Consider the following 17,278-nt stretch of genomic DNA (forward strand, 5'->3'; position numbering starts at 1 on the left):
AAATAAAACAAATACAAAAGGAGAACCAATGCTACACGAATACAGAGACGTTATCTCAAAACTCAAAGTTGAAAATGCACACTTTGCAAAAATTTTTGAAAAACATAATGAACTTGATCAAAAAATCACCGATGCAGACGAAGGCAGATTACATATTAGTGATTTAGAGCTTGAGACAATGAAAAAAGAGAAACTAAGACTTAAAGACGAAGCGTATGCACTTATCGTTGCGTACAAAAAAGAGCACAATCTCTAATAGAGTTCTTATAGAACTCTTAACACGTTTTTAAAGCAAAGCTCCAAAAACTACGTTAACACTGGGTTCTCTTCGGCAGAGTGCCCACGCACTTTCAGTGCTTTTACCTTTTGCAAAATTAAATTTTGTAAAAGGTCTCATAAATCTGTTTGGGCTTAAATGCCCAAACTTTCTACGAGAACTATCTTCCCTCGACTATTCTCTTTACAAAATTCCACGATTTTCCCATGAAACCGTGCATAAAGTTCATTGAGCGTTATCTCTTTTTCGTAGAGCTGATTGATTTTTGAAACATTCCCTAAAAGTCCCTCTATCATCCACTCTTGCAATGCCCCGTACGATTCAAAATTGTATCCAAAACCTGCAAGTAACCGTGCCGTATACGCATCAACAACAAAAGCTTCTTGCTTGCAGGCATAACACAAAATAGAGTCTGCACTCTCTTCGCCAATCCCTTTTTGTGCCAACAGCCATTCACGATCTACGTTTTCGCAAAACAGTTCAAAAGAGCTAAATTCCTCAAGAATGGCTGTGGCTAACAGGTGAAGATTTTTGGCTTTCGTATTGTAAAAACCTGAAGGCTGAATCGCAAGACTAAGACGATCCATCTCAAGATTAGAGAGTTTTTCTAAATCATCAATGCCTAAACACTCCAAATTTTCAATGCTCTTTTCAACTTTTTCCCATTTGGTCTGCTGTGTCAAAATTGCACCTACAACAACCCAAAAAGTACCCGATCGTGGCCACCAAAGCGGATCGCGAGTTGCCTTGAGATAGCCTTTGTTTTTAAATGCTACCAAAAGATCAAAACTATTCATGCACCGCCTTGGCGATCAAACGCTCTTGATCATCAAAAATACGCAATTTAAACGCTTCTATACACTTACCCTCATCGATTTCCATAATAACCATCTGCAAAATTTTCTTGCATTTTTTAGGAATTTCGAGCGCGGCTGGCATGCCAGTGAGAAAACGTTTGAGTGGAGCATCTTTATCCATGCCTATAACACCATCACGTGCCCCACTAAGCCCAACATCGCTCACATAGCATGTTCCCTCAACAATTTGAAGATCATCTGTTCCTACGTGCGTGTGGGTACCTAAAATGGCACTCACCTTTCCTTTTAAAAGATGGAGCATGGCGTATTTTTCAGAAGTCACTTCCGCATGAAAATCGACTACTATCGTTTTCACACCCTCATCCTTTAATACTTCAACTGCTTTTTGCACTCTTAGGAAAGGGTTTTCAACCATGGGCATGCCATAATGTCCCATAACATTGATGATAGCGATCTTCTCATCTTTTACATGTAAAACACTTACCCCTCGACCAGGGACACTGGAAGGATAATTTAGAGGTCTAAGAATAGGCATAACATCTAAAAGAGGGATGATCTCTTTTTTATCCCATGAGTGGTTTCCTCCGGTGAGAATATCTGCACCATACGAAAAAAGCTCTTTGGCATGCTGTGAACCTAGTCCAAACCCGTGACTGGCATTTTCACCATTAGCGATAACCAAGTCGAGTTCATACTCTTTTCGGATTTTTTTAAGGTGCTGTTCGAGCATGAAACGCCCCGGACGACCTACTATGTCACCGATAAACCCTACTCTCACGCTTTGCTCCTTAAATGCAACAACACCGTTGCAATGACATCGTCATCGTCACGGCTTCGTGATTGGAGTGTGATTTTTTTCTCATCTTCATATTTGATCGTAATGTTTTGTCCGTAATTAGAGATAAGAACAATGTTTTGCTGAGTCGCTAAAATTTTAATCTCGATAAGTTGTAAAAACTGTTTCGTTGGAACATCAAGTTTTCCAAAGCGATCCACCATCTCCTCTTCAATTTCTAAAACATCATGAACACTTCCACAACGGCTCAAACGCCTGTAAAGCTCCAACCTAACGCGATCTTCGGTGATGTCGTTATCGCTGATAAACGCACTGATAGAGAGTTTAATGTCCACTTCGCGTGAAGCAATAGGTGTTTTACCCAAAAGTGAATTGATAGCGTCTTCAAGCATTTTAAGATAGAGCGAATACCCAATATTTTTGAGATGCCCACTTTGTGCCTCACCGACCAAGTTACCGCCACCTCTGATTTCAAGGTCATGGTACGCAAGAATGGAGCCACTCCCAAGATAAGAGTTTGACTCAAGCGCAATGAGGCGTTTTTTAGCCGATTCCGAGAGTTCCTCTTTGTCTTTAACCAAGAAGTAACAGAATCCCTGACGTTTACTTCGCCCTACACGACCACGAAGTTGGTGAAGATCTGCCATGCCGAAGTGATCGGCTGAATCAATAATGATCGTGTTGACATTAGGAATGTGAATGCCTGATTCGATGATGGAGGTACTCAAAAGCACATCATACGCCTTCTCTTCAAAGTGCAGCATCTCTTTTTCAGTGATTGCCGCACTAATCTCGGAGTGAAGTGTTAGGATGCGAAGGTTTGGCATCATGGAGAGTAACTCTTTTCGTTTAGCCTCAATGGTCGCAATGCGGTTATGGACAAAAAAGACCTGCCCCCCTCGCCTCATCTCACGAATGATCGCCTCTTTAATGACTTTTTCATCGTACTCTTTGACAAATGTTCGCACATCTTCCCTATCGTTTGGAGGCGTAAGAAGTTGCGAATACTGTTTGATGGAACTCAGTGCCATATTAAGGCTTCTAGGAATCGGGGTTGCACTCATGGAGAGAATATGCACGTTTTCACGGAAGTTTTTAAGTTTTTCTTTCTGCTTCACGCCAAATTTATGCTCTTCATCGACCACGACAAGAGCGGGGTTGTGCAGTTGCACTTCAAAAAGTGAGTGTGTTCCAACGCAGACCTGTAATGCTCCACTTTTGAGCTCTTTTAAAATGACCTGCTTTTGAGCTGGTGTAGTAAAACGATCCAACTGAGCCACTTTAATGTTGTACTTAGCAAAACGAGCCGAGAGGCTTTTAAAATGTTGAGAACATAAAAGGGTGGTAGGTGCGATTAAGAGAGCTTGAAATCCTTGTCGCACTGTAGCAAATATCGCGTTCATTGCGACTTCTGTTTTACCAAAGCCAACATCGCCACTTAAAAGACGATCCATCATCTTACCACTTTTAAAGTCCGTCAAAATTTCATTGATGACACGCTGTTGATCTTCGGTATAGACAAATCCAGCATCATTTTGAAAACGTGTCATCTCATCTTTTTCCATAGCAATGCTGAGTCCATCGACCATCTCACGTTTGGCCGCAATGGCGATAATTTCGCTCGCTATCTCTAAAAGTCGCTCTTTGGTTTTTGCTTTGAGTTTTTGGAAACTGCCTTTACCAAGGCGATCTACACTTACAAGACTGCCACTCTCTCCAATGTAACGATCGATTACATGTAAGTTTTCAACGGGAAGTAAAAGTTTGTCATCGCCCAAATATTCAATCAGAACAAAGTCTTTGGTAGCACCTAAGACGGTGGCTTGCGTTAAGCCTTTAAAAATACCGATTCCATAGTTTTCATGCACCACATAGTCGCCATTTTTAAGCTCATCAAGAACGATATTGGCACGCTTGCGTTTGATTTTTGTTGTAGGCTTATTGAGGGAGAGAATAATCTCTTCTGCGCTCATGATATTGACAATGCGTTCACTCTGAACCCATTTTATAGGATATGGCTCAATATCTGCTATGCGTAGTAAAACTTCGTTTTTAGCCAGAATTGTAATCTTCTTATTTTGATGCAACTCTATAAATGTTTTAACATTTGAGGGTGCAATCTCGCGGTAATTTCGTGCTTCGGGAATACGCGGAAGATTTTGAAGGCTTTTAGCCCCTTCTTCGTCAAACAGTGCGATCTCATCAAGCTCATTTAGAGCATCAGCACTCAAAAAAGTTTTGAAACTCTCAGTATAAACTGCCCCACTCTCTCCAAGTACCCAAAGTCCAAGAGAGTGAACATCTTTGGTAAAACTATCACTTTTGAGCGTATCAATGCGCTTTTGCATCAGTGTATGACGCTCTTCATTCAACGCAAAAAGTGCTGGAAACAGTGCAAAGCTCTCCAACTCCTCTTTGGCACTTTTTTGACTTTCACAGTCAAAAAAACGAATACTTTCGACTTCATCATCAAACAGACTGAGTCGAAGTGCCTTTTCGCTATCAGGCGGGAAAATATCAATAATGTCACCGCGTATAGAAATTTCACCCTTACCTTGAACCACATCGACGGCAAGGTAACCCCAATAAAACATCTGTTCACGAAAACGTTCCAGAGGCAGACGCATGCCAAATTCAAGGCTCAAGGTATCAAAAAGTTCTGCTTTTGGAAGAGGCGTTAAAAGAGTACGAAGCGGTGCAATTAAAATCTTTTTGGTTGAATGATCTTGATAAAACGCATGAAGTACACGTAAAAGATCCACCATTTCTTCGTGAAAGGAGAGTAAGTCATCACCACTATTTGCCCTAAGGTCGGGTAGAACATAGCTTTTTTTACCAAGAAAAAGGGCTACTTCAGAAGCTTGTAAAGCCTCTTTTTCGCCTTTGACGCCTAAAAGTTGAAGGTCATTTTTGGTCTGTAAAAATTCATAACACGCAGCTTGTAACAATCAATCCCTTTGCTCTTCATACGAAGGTGTCTCAACACTCTCCATTTTTATTTTACTCTCGCCTTCAAAAATAGCTTTGGCTTCAATCACAAGCTCTTTTGCAATGACTTTACCTAAGAACTTGCCACCTTCTAAGACTTCAACGTTATCACAATTGGCATTGCCTTCAAAAAGACCGTTGATAATCAAATGGCTTGCATTAATTTCACCGCTAATTTTGCCTTGCTTTCCAATGATAACAATGCTATCAGAGAGTATTTTACCGATGATTTCGCCGTCTACATGTAAACGTGTTTGGCAGTTGAAAATGCCCTCTATTTTAGCTCCACTGGCTATAATGGTTGTCTCGGAAGCGGGTACTGTTGTTGTGTATTGATCAACTTTATTAAAGATTCCCATGTGACTCTCTTCTCCTTTTTAAAGATTTCCATAAAATTAGACCCTCTCCATCTTAAAAATGGTTGTGGATCAAGTATTCGTCCAATAAATTTTACCTCATAATGCAAATGAGGACCTGTTGTCATCCCACTAACACCAGAATAAGCAATAATATCACCTTTTCTTACAAATTGTCCCTCTTTAACGACTGGTTTATTTTGTAGATGTGCATAATAACTTTCAAATCCATAGTTGTGACTGAGTGAAACGACATTACCATACCCACTGTTTTGATTGTATTGTGTAAATTTAACAACGCCGTCTGCTGGTGCTAAAACAGGTGTTCCAACAGGAGCCCTTAGATCAATTCCCGTATGAAATTCTTTTCGTTTTAAAATAGGATTGTCTCTCCATCCAAAAGGCGACGAAATCTCGCTGTACGCCATAACATCACCACTTGGAATATTATCAAAAAATGTTTTTTGTTGCATCACGGTAAGATCAATCTCTTCAAGTCGGTTGTCGATGTTTTCTTCTTCATTGACACGAAGACCGATCATCTCTTCCATATTACTGATTTTATCGCGAATATTTTCATACTCTTGCGCTTTTTCAGAAATCTTGCTTTGAAGCTCTTCATTTTGCGTTAAAAGAAGATTTCGTTCAGCAACAGCACTCTCTTTTTTAGCTTCTAAACTTGTAACTTCTTTCATCAAAAATAAAATAACAAAGCTACCCACTAAAATAACGAGCGCTACAAACAGTGTAAAATAGAGTAAAAATTTCTTAATCAGCTGATGTAATAAAAAATGCCTCGAACCATGTACATCGGAAATTGTAACGGTAAATTTATTTTTCACATAAAACCTTTAAAAAAGCTTCCACAACCGAAAAAGAGCCAAATACTAAGTACTCTTTGTTCTTTTGGATAGCAAAAAAGGAAGAGATTGGAAGTGTCAATGCACGAGCAGCGTCATACAAATCGCTCTTTGCAGCAGCTCTTGGGCTGTCGATCTCAATCACTAGAATCTCTTCGATAATGGGTTTTAAAGTCTCTAAAATGACTTTAAAATCTTTATCTTTATAGCTATTATAGACCAAAATAACCTTTTTTTCACCTAAACTCTTTTTCAAAGCTTCAGCTGCCATTACATTATGCCCTACGTCAATGGTGACATTGGGTAAAATTTTTTGACAGCGCCCTTGTAGAACGGAAGGAAAAAATGTTTTTAGATCACAATCATACCCAAGTATTTTTAATGCGCAAAGTGCTGTTTTAAAATTCTCTTGCAGATAAAGAGGCAATCCCAACTCTAGCGCATACGCATCAAGTTCCAAACACGCCTTTGAATCAAAAAAGTCTTCCACGCAGTAGAGATGACTGTCAATTTCTTGCGCTTTGCGAGTAGCGATTGGAAGGATTTTGGGAGAGTATTGTTTCGCCAAAACAAAATCTGTCGTCACACTATTAATTTTTGTCTGAGCAATTTCTTCGATGCTCTCGCCTAAAAATGCTTGATGATCCAATCCAATAGGGGTGATGATAGAAAGACATTTAGGGAAAACATTGGTAGCATCATATTCACCCCCAAGCCCTGCTTCAAAGACGACATAATCGCATCTTTTGCAAAAAATACTTATGGCTAAAAGTGTCGTATATTCAAAATAGGAAAGAGCTTCCGCCATCGAAGGCTCTAACCAAGAGAGCAGTTCTTGATGCGCTTGCTCTAAGGTTGCATCATCCACATCTGAGCCATCGAGCCAAATACGTTCATTAAACTTTAGAATATGAGGAGAAGTATAATGTCCTACATGTAAACCATTGGCTCTAAGCATTTGCGCTAAAAAGCGTCCTGTTGTACCTTTACCATTTGTGCCTACAAGGTGAATAATTTTAGGAAGGGTAAAATGCGATTGTATGCTTTCGTACGTTTGAGGCATACGTGCATAATCAATCACATCATAAAAAAGCGGTTTTGTCTCTAAAAAGGATTGGAGTTGCATTAAAGCACTGGCATCACTTGGTTTCGTCCAGCCTCTTTTGCTTTATACAAAAAGCCATCGGCTGCACTGATGGTCTCGTCTTTGGATTTTTCTAAAGAGCGTTGAGCAACACCGCAACTGACCGTCACATTAATGCGTTCATTTTTATAAAGAAACTTAAATTGCTCAACGATGGAGCGAATTTTATCGGCAAAATGAACTGCATGCGCAAGGTCGGTACTAGGCAAAATCACCAAAAACTCTTCGCCACCATAACGTCCAACAAAATCAACTTGTCTAATGTACTTACGTAAAATTTTGCCAACAGTCGAGAGAATAACATCACCCGCTTCATGCCCGTATGTGTCATTGACTATTTTAAAATGATCAATATCGATAAAGCAGATCGTATAATCAATTTTGTAACGCATAAAGGCATCTTCCACACGATTCATCTCATTTGCAAGAGCTCGTTTGGTTGCCACATGAGTTAGATAATCTTCTTTGACCTCTTGTTTTGCCACTAAAAGAGCGGATTCTAATTTAGAAACGCGGTTTTGGAGTTTGGTAATGGTCTCCTGATTATTCATCATTTTTTCACTCAGAGACTTGGTCTCATTTTCCAAAGAGGAAGCAATATTTAAAAGCTTAACGTGAACATTTTCAAAACTATCATGCTCGAAATTAATATTTTGTAAATCTGCTTTAATGACTTTGACCTGTTCATGACTCAAATTACTACTTTGAATCAGTTCCATAATCTTTCTATTGATTTCATCCAGAATTTTATCTAAAGCAGAAACTTTCTTTTGTACTTCTGCTTTATCTAACTCTATACGCTTTGAAATAAGATGCTTAATCTCTTGTTGGAATGCAGGAGTACCTAGTGCATCAGGAGAATTACGCAATTCATTACTAATAGAAGCTAATTCATCATTCATTCCAGAAGCGATAGAAGGTGAAAGTGATGCGATAATAAGAGGAACAAGTGTTTTATAGAGTTCTGTGCTCGTATCTTTACTCATGATGCGAATGAGATCTCGCACCATCATTTCAAGATCATCTTTACTCACATGCCCAAATACGTCCAATTTTTTAAGATAACTGTCATCGTAATTGGAGATAAAGTCAAACCATTTTTCCTTAACAAGCTCAATGGATTGAAGATTCTGATGAAAATCAAGGCGTTCAAGTGAAGCATTTGCCAAACTCGTGGCTTTTGCATCGTGTAACAATGTAATGGCTTGAAGCACTCGCTTTGTCAAAATTGCAAGGACATTAACCATTTTAAGGGCATCACCCTCATTGGCACGATTTAATTTCGCTACCAAAAATGCCAGAAGTTCATCGACAGAGCTGATATTAAATCGCTTCATATCGGTAACAATATTAGGATCAAGTTTTTTGGTATATTTATCTACTTTTTGACAATCTTCAACAATAACACCTTTTTGTTTAGCAACTTTACAAAAGACTTTCGCATAATTATCAGGTGTTAAATTAAGATGCTCCGCTTTAATAAGCTCTAGTGCATCTTTAATGATTTCATTAATTGTTGTTGCCATTACGGAGTCCTTTAATAGCTATCTTTGAAACAAACTCATCTAAAGCATCACTCGCTGCATATCGAATTGCATCAAAACGATTATTATCAGAGATAACACTGTTAGATTCAATAGAAAAATCGTATTCTCCTGAAGCGGTTAATTTTTGGACTTTCTTAGTTTCATCTTCATAGTCTATTGCCAAAATAACTGTGGTTTTATAGGCGACAACATAACCGTATTTATCATACACGGTAGGAGAGAAAGCAATGGAACCAATCTTTACATGTAAAACACTATCTGCTTGTTCTTTAGCGACCAGCTTTCCGCTAAAACGGCTTACAATCGCTTCATTGACTGCATCTTTAATGAGAACACTATTTCTTGGATCTTGTCTTGAGATCGTAACTTCTGCATATATTTTATTGCCCAATGCTTGCTTTGCATAATAAGATGATGGTTTATAACCACATCCACTGAGAAATGCCAACATCAAGATTCCAAGAAATAGTCGTTTCATCTTATTTTACCACCAAGTTAATCAGTTTATTTGGAACATAGATCTCTTTGAGAAGCTCAGTATTTTCTAACCATTTTGCAACACTCTCTTTTCCAAGGCGTAATGCTTCTTCTTTAGAAACAGATGTTGCTACTTCAATTTCTGAACGTTTTTTGCCATTGACCGTCACGGCTAATATCATACTATCTTCTACAAAAACTTCTTCTTTCATCGCAATAGGCGTTAAGTTGGCACAACCAAAAAGCGCCTCACTCATCTCCCAGCACAAATGCGGAACAATCGGCTCCAAAAGATTTAAAAGAATAAAATAACCCTCACTCCAGACCGCTGGATCATTTTGATCGCCAAGTGCATTTAAGGCTTCCATCGATGCTGCTATTAGTGTATTAAAAGTATAACTTCCCTCATAAATCTCATTTGACTTTTTAAGTGCTTCATAGACTTTCTTGCGAGCATACTTGGATTCTTTAGAAAGTAATGCATGATCAATACTTGGAATTGCTTTACATGTAAGCGCATTTTCACTCTTTTGAGCAAAACGTTTCAAAAATCTAAAGGCACCTTCTACCGCACTGTCGTTCCACTCAAGCTCTTTTTGCGGAGGCGCTGCAAACAGGATGAAAAGGCGCGCCGTATCAGCACCATAGGTTTTGATAATCGCATCAGGATCAACGGTATTGCCTTTAGACTTGCTCATTTTTGAGCCATCTTTAAGCACCATGCCTTGTGTCAATAAGTTTGCAAAAGGCTCATCACAACTCACATAACCTAAATCACGCAGTACTTTTGTAAAGAAACGAGAGTAAAGAAGATGTAAAATCGCATGTTCAATACCACCAATGTATTGATCGACATTCATCCAGTAGTTTGCACTCTCTTTATCAAAAGGTACATCATTCCACAACGATGGATCGGTGGTATAACGTAAAAAGTACCAACTTGATTGAAAAAAGGTATCCATGGTATCGGTTTCACGAACAGCTTCACCATTACATGTAGGACATTTTGTGTGCTTCCATGTAGGGTGCTTATCAAGAGGATTGCCTTCTCCTTTAATCTCAACATCATCAGGCAATGCCACAGGAAGATTTTCAATCTTTTCTGGTACAAGTCCACATTTTGGACAATGCACCATTGGAATTGGAGCACCCCAATAACGTTGACGGCTAATACCCCAGTCACGAAGTTTATAGTTAATGACTTTGGTGCCCATTTTGTTCGCTTCAAAATGCGCAATAATTGCTTTTTGTGCACTTTTAGAATCAAGCCCTGTAAATTCTCCTGAATCAACAAGTTTTCCATACTCAGTTGTTGCTGCACTACCATCAAAAGGAGTTGTTGTTTCAATGCTTTGAATAATCGCTAAATCATACTTTGTCGCAAATTCAAAATCTCTCTCATCGTGCGCTGGAACTGCCATAACAGCACCCCCACCGTACTCGATCAAAACAAAATTTGCTACCCATACAGGTACATTTTTACCGGTAAGTGGATGAATAACGTCAATTTCTAAACTGACACCCTCTTTTGGTGCTTGAGCACGATCACGCGCACCCACGCTTTGCATTTTTTTAATTTGAGCAATTTTATCTTCGCTTAATAACTTATGCTCAATCAGATATTTAACAATGGCATGTTCGGGTGCAAGTGCCGAATAACTAACGCCATAAATCGTATCAGGGCGTGTGGTGAAAACTTTGTAGCTTTCAAATTGATTGCCAAGTTTTGCTTTAGAAGCATCACTAAGGGTAAAAGAAAACTCTAACCCTTCACTTCTGCCTATCCAGTTTTCTTGCATTGTTAAAACTTGACTTGGCCAGCCTTCTCTTAGTTTTTCACAATCATCAAGTAGCTCTTGTGCATATTGCGTGATTTTAAGGTAGTAACCTGGAAGTAATCGTTGTTCTACTGGGTTATCACAACGCCAACAACACCCTTCTTCGACTTGCTCATTGGCTAAAACCGTTTGGCAGGTATTACACCAGTTTAGTGTGGCACTTTTTTGATAGACCAATCCTTTATTAAACATCTCAATAAAAATACGTTGTTCGTGTTTGGTATAGAGCACATCACTTGCGGCAAATTCTCTTTTCCTGGAAAAAGAGAGTCCTAATGAGGCAAGCTCTTTACGCATATAGTCTATGTTCTCATACGTCCATTTTTTAGGATGAACACCATGTTTAATCGCAGCATTCTCAGCAGGCATACCGAAACTATCCCACCCAATTGGATGCAAGACATTAAAACCATTTTTACGGTGATGACGCGCTATGGCATCGCCTATGGTATAGTTGCGAACATGCCCCATGTGAATACGTCCACTAGGATAAGGGAACATACTTAAAATATATTTTTTCTTTTTACTCATATCGGCAAGGGGTTCAAACGCATTGGTTTGTTCCCACTTTTGCTGCCATTTTTTTTCAAGTTCTAAAGGATTGTATAACATCTTCTCTCCATCAAATTAAACGGTACCTTTTTCATACTGTGAACGCATTTTCTCTTTTTCGATCTTGTTTTTCTCTTTGAGTGCAATTTTATTTTTGTACTCTTCTACGCTAAATCCAAGTACCTTTAAAAAAGGTGCAGAAATAAAAATAGAACTATAACATCCTACAATAACACCTAGAAGCATCGTAAAGCTAAATCCATGAATAATCTCTCCACCAAAAACATACAGTGTTAATACAACAAAGAATACCGTCAATACTGTCAAGACAGTACGTGAAAGTGTTTTCGATACAGAAACATTAATGACCGTCATCAAATCTGTCTCTTTAGTGCTTTTGAGTTCTTCACGAATACGGTCGTAAATAATAATTGTATCATTAATAGAGTAACCAATCAGCGTTAAAATAGCCGCTAATACATCCAAGCTCATCTCGACTTTGAAGAGAATAAGCGCTCCCACTGTAATAGCAACATCGTGTAACAACGTGATAATAGAAGCAACCGCAAAGGTCCATTCAAAACGAACAGCAACATAAATCATAATACCTAGCATACTAAGGGCTGCTGCCATAATACCTTTTTGCCTGAGTTCGCCACCCACTTTTGGACCTACAATGTCGACTTTACGAACATCAAATTTGCCCGTATCTTTAAGAAGTGCTCTTACTTTATCCCCCACATCTTCACTGACACCGCCAGAGGTTGAAGCAAAGCGAATTTGGATCTCTTCAGGTGAGCCAAACTCTGTAATAAGTGCGCCGGCAAACATTTTGTCTTTGGCAAGATCATCTCTGATTTTATCAATCGGTGCATGCTGGTCATACTTTAACTGAACAATAGTACCACCTGAAAAATCTATTCCGTACTCAAGTCCTTTGGCAAAGAACAGAACAATGGAGAGTAGTGCTATCGAAAGTGTCGTTGTAATGAAAAAACGACTGACCTTCATAAAATCATAAATTTTATGCTGTGAAAAAAACTCCATTAGTGACTCCTCTTCATACCAAACCACAAGGAAAGGTTCTTACTTTTTTCAATACGTGGCATTAAAAATTCATAAATACCATGTGTTCCTAAAATGGCAGTTAGCATGGAAACACTAATACCAATAGCGGTACTAATTGCAAATCCTTTAATTGGACCCGTTCCGTACACATAAAGTAGTACTGATGTAATGATTGAAGTAACATTACTATCAAGAATAGCACTCATTGCATTTTCATAGCCATGCTCAATCGCTTGTCCCATGGGAACCCCTTGCCGTAAAAGTTCCCTTATACGTTCATTGATAATAACGTTTGCATCTACTGCCATACCAATGGTCAAAACAATACCCGCCATACCAGGTAGTGTCAATGTTGCTCCAAAGAGCGCCATGATGGCAATCAATAAAAAGAGGTTAACAATCAAAGCGATATTGGCAACAACACCTGCTATACGGTAATAAAAGAGCATAAAGCCTGAAACAAGTACAAAACCAGAAATCAACGCTATCAAACTTGCTTGAATACTATCAGCACCTAATGAAGGTCCAATACTTCGTTTTTCAAGAAGCGTTACAGGAGCCAGTAGCGCACCGCTTCGAAGTGCAATAGCAACATCGTGTGCTTCTTTCACACTAAAGCCGCCACTGATTTGTCCACTGCCGCCACCAATACGTTCACGAATCACAGGATCAGAATAGACTTTATTATCCAAAACAATCGCTAAACGATTGCCAATATTATTAGCTGTAAAATCACCAAAGATTTTTGCACCCTCAGAGTTTAGGGTAAAGTTAATCACCGGCTGATGCATTTCGCTAAAAGCAACTTTGGCATCACTGAGCATACTGCCATCAAGAACAGGGATCTCTTTTAAAATGTGTTTTACCTGCTCACTTCTAGCATCGGGTAAAATGACATCACCATACTGTGCCGCTTCCATTGGGCTCATTGTATTGGTACGATCTTTACGTTTTTCATCCACAGCCATAAGTTGCAAATGCGCTGCTTTTGCAATGAGTTCGCGCGCACGTTGTTCATCATCGGCTGTTTTAATACCAGGAAGTTCCACTAAAATTTTATCATTACCTTGTTTAGCAACATTCGGTTCTGAAAGACCAAATTGATCCAAACGGTTACGAATCGTTTCTACTGCTTGAGAAAGAGCATATTCGCGAATAACGTCTTTTTCTTTATCACTAAGTGAAAGCGTATAACGAAGTGCTTCTTTATTGACTTGTAAACCGCTAATAGTCTTGAGCATTTCATCAATTTTTTTCTCTTCATCTTTATCTAAAAGTGTAAAAGAGAGAAGCTCTTCATCAATACGGAAATCATCAATGATGATATCTCCGCTTTGTGCAAAAAATTTGATACTAGAAGCGATAGATTTGATTTTTGATTTGATAGCTTCTTCAGTTTGAACACCTAAAAGCATGTGAAGACCGCCTTGAAGATCAAGACCTAATGAGACTTTAGCACCTTTTTCGCTTTGGAAGAAAGTGGGCATTGACATGCCCACCCCAAAAATAATAGCGATTAAAAAGATAACTAAACGATAGTTAAATTTTCCTCTATTCATCGATTTTCTTTGCGATATATTCTCTTGAAACCTTAACCATGATACCTTCATCATTAAGCTTAACTTTGATAGAATCTTCCTCAGGTTTTACGACTTCACAGATCAAACCACCGCTGGTAATAACCTTGTCGCCCTTTTTGAGTGCATCAAGCATCTCTTTATGTTTTTTCACCTGTTTTTGTTGTGGTCTAATCACAAGAAAAAAGAAAATTGCGAAAAGAACAACGAGTGGTAGTAAAGAAGAGAGTAAACTTGCAGAACCTTGCATGGAAATCCTTTATGAAAAAAAATTTAGACATCTATTTTACCCGCATTTACATAATAAAAGCCTTTGTTATAGCACTCTTGCTTTCTGCCTTTATCTACCTCGATTATTTTGGGCTTACATTCCTCATACTTAACACGACGCTCGCGTTGATTGGCTTTTATTTGCTGTTAGGTGAAAATCGCATCGTTTGGTTTTGGAGTGGTTTGTTTATAGGACTTTTGTGGTTTTACTGGATCAGTTTTAGCTTTGTTTACTACGATTTAGCTTTTCTTATACCCTTCATTATTTTGGGTGTTGCTTTTGTTTATGGTATTCTTTTTTGGCTTATTGGTCGAGTGGGGAGTCGTTCTATTTACGTGCAACTTCCGTTACTTTTTGGCGTCAGCTTTGTTGATCCTTTTAGTTTTAACTGGCTCAAACTTCAACTCATATTGCTCGATACTTATTTTTCGACCACACATCTTGCATTTGGACTTTTTTTAAGTGGTATTACCCTTTTTAAAGCACTACCAAAATGGACAAAAAGCGTTGCACTTCTACCGCTCATTGCGGCACTCTCTTTCAACCATACGACTTTGGAATTTCCTAAAATTGATGTGGCTTTACCCATCATGCACATTCCACAATCCCAGCGTTGGGATGCCAAGTATCAACAAGAAGCCATTGATCTTAATTTTGCATTGATTGAAAAAGCTATTGTTGAGAAAAAAGAGCTGATTATCTTTCCTGAGAGTGCATTTCCTCTCTACTTAAACCGTGCCCCTCGTTTGATTGAAGCTTTGAAAAACTACTCTGAACGGATTACGATTGTGACAGGGTCATTGACGTATGAAGAGAATGAAGGTTTTTACAACTCTTCGTATCTTTTCCAAAAGGGAGAGATGCAAATTGCTCACAAGATTGTTCTTGTACCTTTTGGTGAAGAGGTACCTTTTCCTGCATTTATTGTTGAAATCATCAATAAACTCTTTTTTGATGGGGCAAAAGATTATCAAAAAGCCAAAGAGCCACACGATTTTGTGATAGATGGAATTCCATTTAGAAGTGCCATTTGCTATGAAGGAACAAACGATAAGCTCTTTGTGGAAAATCCTAAACAGATGATTGTCATTAGCAATAACGCATGGTTTAGCCCGTCAACTGAACAGACCTTGCAATATTTGTTGCTGCGTTACTATGCGAAAAAATATCAAACGGTGATTTATCATAGTGCCAATAGTGGCAAAAGCGGTATCATCATGCCCTAAAGGCACTCTTTTGAGTGCCTTTACGAGCTACATGTAAACTATTTTTTGAGTGCTTTAAAAATCTCGAGGCTATCCAGTTTTTCCCACGGATAATCACTTTGACCTACTTGCCCACGTGCCGCAACATCCGCATACAAAAATGTATCCGCGCTTGGTTTATCCAAGCCAAATTTTTGCGTAATCCAACGTGGTGTTAAGCTAAATGTCTCTAGTACAAAACTTGAAAGTTCATCATCACTCACACTGGTATAAGTTCCAGAGGTATCAACTGCAACAGATACTGGTTTTGCAACACCAATGGCATAAGAAAGTTGTACAGAGCATTTTTTAGCAAGTCCAGCTGCTACAATATGTTTTGCTATCCAACGTGCCGCGTAAAGTCCACTACGATCAACTTTTGTATAGTCTTTACTGGATTGTGCGCCACCACCAATAGGTGAGTATCCGCCAAAACTATCGACGATGAGTTTACGTCCTGTTAAACCAGAATCATGAAGCGAACTGTGGTTTACATAACGACCTGTTGGGTTAATGTGAATAATGGTGTCATTTGGATCGTAAAGTTCTGTTGGAAGCCCTGTATCGTCAATCAGCCCTTTAATCAAAGCTCTTACTTCTTCAATTGGCATATTTTCATTTGAAGGGGCTGAGACGACGATGGTGTGAATTTTTTGAGGTTTGCACTCTTCAAAATTTTGTTTCGTGCCATAATCAACGGTTACTTGTGTTTTGATGTCCACACCTAGTTTATGGTTATGAGCAAGCGCATAGTTATACACTTTATCGCACAACATTCTGGCATAGGTAATGGCAGCTGGCATAAAATCAGCCGTTTCAGATGAGGCAAAACCAAACATAATACCTTGATCGCCGGCGCCAATTTCGCCACTCTCTTGGTCAACACCTTGGTTAATGTCGCTACTTTGTTGATTAAGAAGGACTTGTACTTTCACTTCATCAGGGTAAAGGCACTGCTCTTTTGTAAAAGCAGATTTGCCATCGTATCCGATTTTAATGAGTGCATCTTTCACAATTTTTTCATAATCTGCAAAAGAGAGAATGCTTTTTGTATTGACCTCTCCACCAATAATGACGTGCTTACCGGCAACAAAAACTTCGCTTGCGACGCGTGAGTTTTTATCGGCAATGAGAAGTGTATCAACAATGCTATCAGCAATGATGTCAGCACATTTGTCAGGGTGACCTGGGCTTACCACTTCAGAGGTAAAAAGGTAGTGTTTTGTGTGTTCCATTTTTGTTTTCCATTTCTTTGTTTTCCAGCAAAAGCCTAAACCTCTGCATTGTTTTCCATCCCTTTGTTTTCCATTTATGGTTTCAAGAAGATACGAAACATAAAATAAAATTAAAAGTTTGAATAAGAACTCCTATGAGCCCACCGCGTATTAAGAAGAGTATAATACTCTCTTTATTCTAAAAATTTCTTTGACCATTTAGGCTTCTTTTATAACTCTTGAAAAGATAA

At 38.8% G+C, this 17,278-nt stretch carries 15 protein-coding genes; 2 read left to right on the forward strand and 13 right to left on the reverse strand.

The features are described from left to right. The first annotated feature begins 28 nt into the window (after nt 1–28). Complete coding sequence (locus tag N0B29_RS08365; protein ID WP_263833248.1) at nt 29–256, forward strand: HP1242/YdcH family protein; 228 nt, start codon at nt 29–31, stop codon at nt 254–256. A gap of 155 nt (nt 257–411) precedes the next feature. Here the strand turns inward: N0B29_RS08365 and N0B29_RS08370 are convergent, their stop codons facing one another. From N0B29_RS08370 to yajC, 12 genes are read right to left on the reverse strand one after another with little or no spacing between them, the layout of a single operon-like run. Further along, nucleotides 412–1,074, reverse strand: coding sequence for a 3-methyladenine DNA glycosylase (locus N0B29_RS08370; protein WP_263833249.1), 663 nt, complete (start codon nt 1,072–1,074; stop codon nt 412–414). Further along, a complete protein-coding gene (locus N0B29_RS08375) occupies nt 1,067–1,873 on the reverse strand; it encodes a TIGR00282 family metallophosphoesterase (RefSeq protein WP_263833250.1) in 807 nt (268 codons plus the stop codon). The genes N0B29_RS08370 and N0B29_RS08375 overlap by 8 nt, the downstream gene beginning before the upstream one ends. Continuing rightward, nucleotides 1,870–4,839: a transcription-repair coupling factor gene (gene mfd / locus N0B29_RS08380; RefSeq protein ID WP_263833251.1), complete on the reverse strand. Its 2,970-nt coding sequence runs from the start codon at nt 4,837–4,839 to the stop codon at nt 1,870–1,872. The genes N0B29_RS08375 and mfd overlap by 4 nt, the downstream gene beginning before the upstream one ends. Continuing rightward, nucleotides 4,840–5,238 carry a bactofilin family protein gene (locus tag N0B29_RS08385; protein WP_263833252.1) on the reverse strand — a complete coding sequence of 133 codons (399 nt, stop codon included), beginning with the start codon at nt 5,236–5,238 and terminating at the stop codon, nt 4,840–4,842. Then, nucleotides 5,172–6,077 (reverse strand): peptidoglycan DD-metalloendopeptidase family protein, encoded by a 906-nt coding sequence (locus tag N0B29_RS08390; protein ID WP_263833253.1) that lies wholly within the window; start codon nt 6,075–6,077, stop codon nt 5,172–5,174. Before N0B29_RS08390 ends, N0B29_RS08385 begins: the two co-directional genes overlap by 67 nt. Continuing rightward, nucleotides 6,067–7,221, reverse strand: coding sequence for a bifunctional folylpolyglutamate synthase/dihydrofolate synthase (locus tag N0B29_RS08395; protein WP_263833254.1), 1,155 nt, complete (start codon nt 7,219–7,221; stop codon nt 6,067–6,069). The genes N0B29_RS08390 and N0B29_RS08395 overlap by 11 nt, the downstream gene beginning before the upstream one ends. Then, on the reverse strand, nt 7,221–8,765 hold the full coding sequence (locus N0B29_RS08400) for a GGDEF domain-containing protein (RefSeq protein WP_263833255.1): 1,545 nt from the start codon (nt 8,763–8,765) through the stop codon (nt 7,221–7,223). The genes N0B29_RS08395 and N0B29_RS08400 overlap by 1 nt, the downstream gene beginning before the upstream one ends. After that, entirely contained in the window at nt 8,749–9,264 is a 516-nt protein-coding gene (gene lptE / locus N0B29_RS08405) for an LPS assembly lipoprotein LptE (RefSeq protein WP_263833256.1), read from the reverse strand. Before lptE ends, N0B29_RS08400 begins: the two co-directional genes overlap by 17 nt. A 1-nt stretch (nt 9,265) precedes the next feature. Continuing rightward, nucleotides 9,266–11,713 (reverse strand): leucine--tRNA ligase, encoded by a 2,448-nt coding sequence (leuS, locus tag N0B29_RS08410; protein ID WP_263833257.1) that lies wholly within the window; start codon nt 11,711–11,713, stop codon nt 9,266–9,268. Nucleotides 11,714–11,728: 15 nt separating this feature from the next. Continuing rightward, the gene (gene secF / locus N0B29_RS08415) at nt 11,729–12,700 is read right to left on the reverse strand and encodes a protein translocase subunit SecF (RefSeq protein ID WP_263833258.1); all 972 of its coding nucleotides are present in this window, start codon (nt 12,698–12,700) and stop codon (nt 11,729–11,731) included. Continuing rightward, complete coding sequence (secD, locus tag N0B29_RS08420) at nt 12,700–14,280, reverse strand: protein translocase subunit SecD (RefSeq protein WP_263833259.1); 1,581 nt, start codon at nt 14,278–14,280, stop codon at nt 12,700–12,702. Before secD ends, secF begins: the two co-directional genes overlap by 1 nt. Continuing rightward, nucleotides 14,273–14,548 (reverse strand): preprotein translocase subunit YajC, encoded by a 276-nt coding sequence (yajC, locus tag N0B29_RS08425; protein WP_263833260.1) that lies wholly within the window; start codon nt 14,546–14,548, stop codon nt 14,273–14,275. Before yajC ends, secD begins: the two co-directional genes overlap by 8 nt. A gap of 11 nt (nt 14,549–14,559) precedes the next feature. Between yajC and N0B29_RS08430 the strand changes: the two genes are divergently transcribed. Then, a complete protein-coding gene (locus N0B29_RS08430) occupies nt 14,560–15,795 on the forward strand; it encodes an apolipoprotein N-acyltransferase (protein WP_263833261.1) in 1,236 nt (411 codons plus the stop codon). Between the two features lie 38 nt (nt 15,796–15,833). On the opposite strand, the gene metK is transcribed toward N0B29_RS08430, so the two are convergent. Then, nucleotides 15,834–17,048: a methionine adenosyltransferase gene (metK, locus tag N0B29_RS08435; protein WP_263833262.1), complete on the reverse strand. Its 1,215-nt coding sequence runs from the start codon at nt 17,046–17,048 to the stop codon at nt 15,834–15,836. Nucleotides 17,049–17,278 lie beyond the last annotated feature (230 nt).

The sequence above is a fragment of the Sulfurospirillum oryzae genome, assembly GCF_025770725.1.
Lineage (GTDB): Bacteria > Campylobacterota > Campylobacteria > Campylobacterales > Sulfurospirillaceae > Sulfurospirillum > Sulfurospirillum oryzae.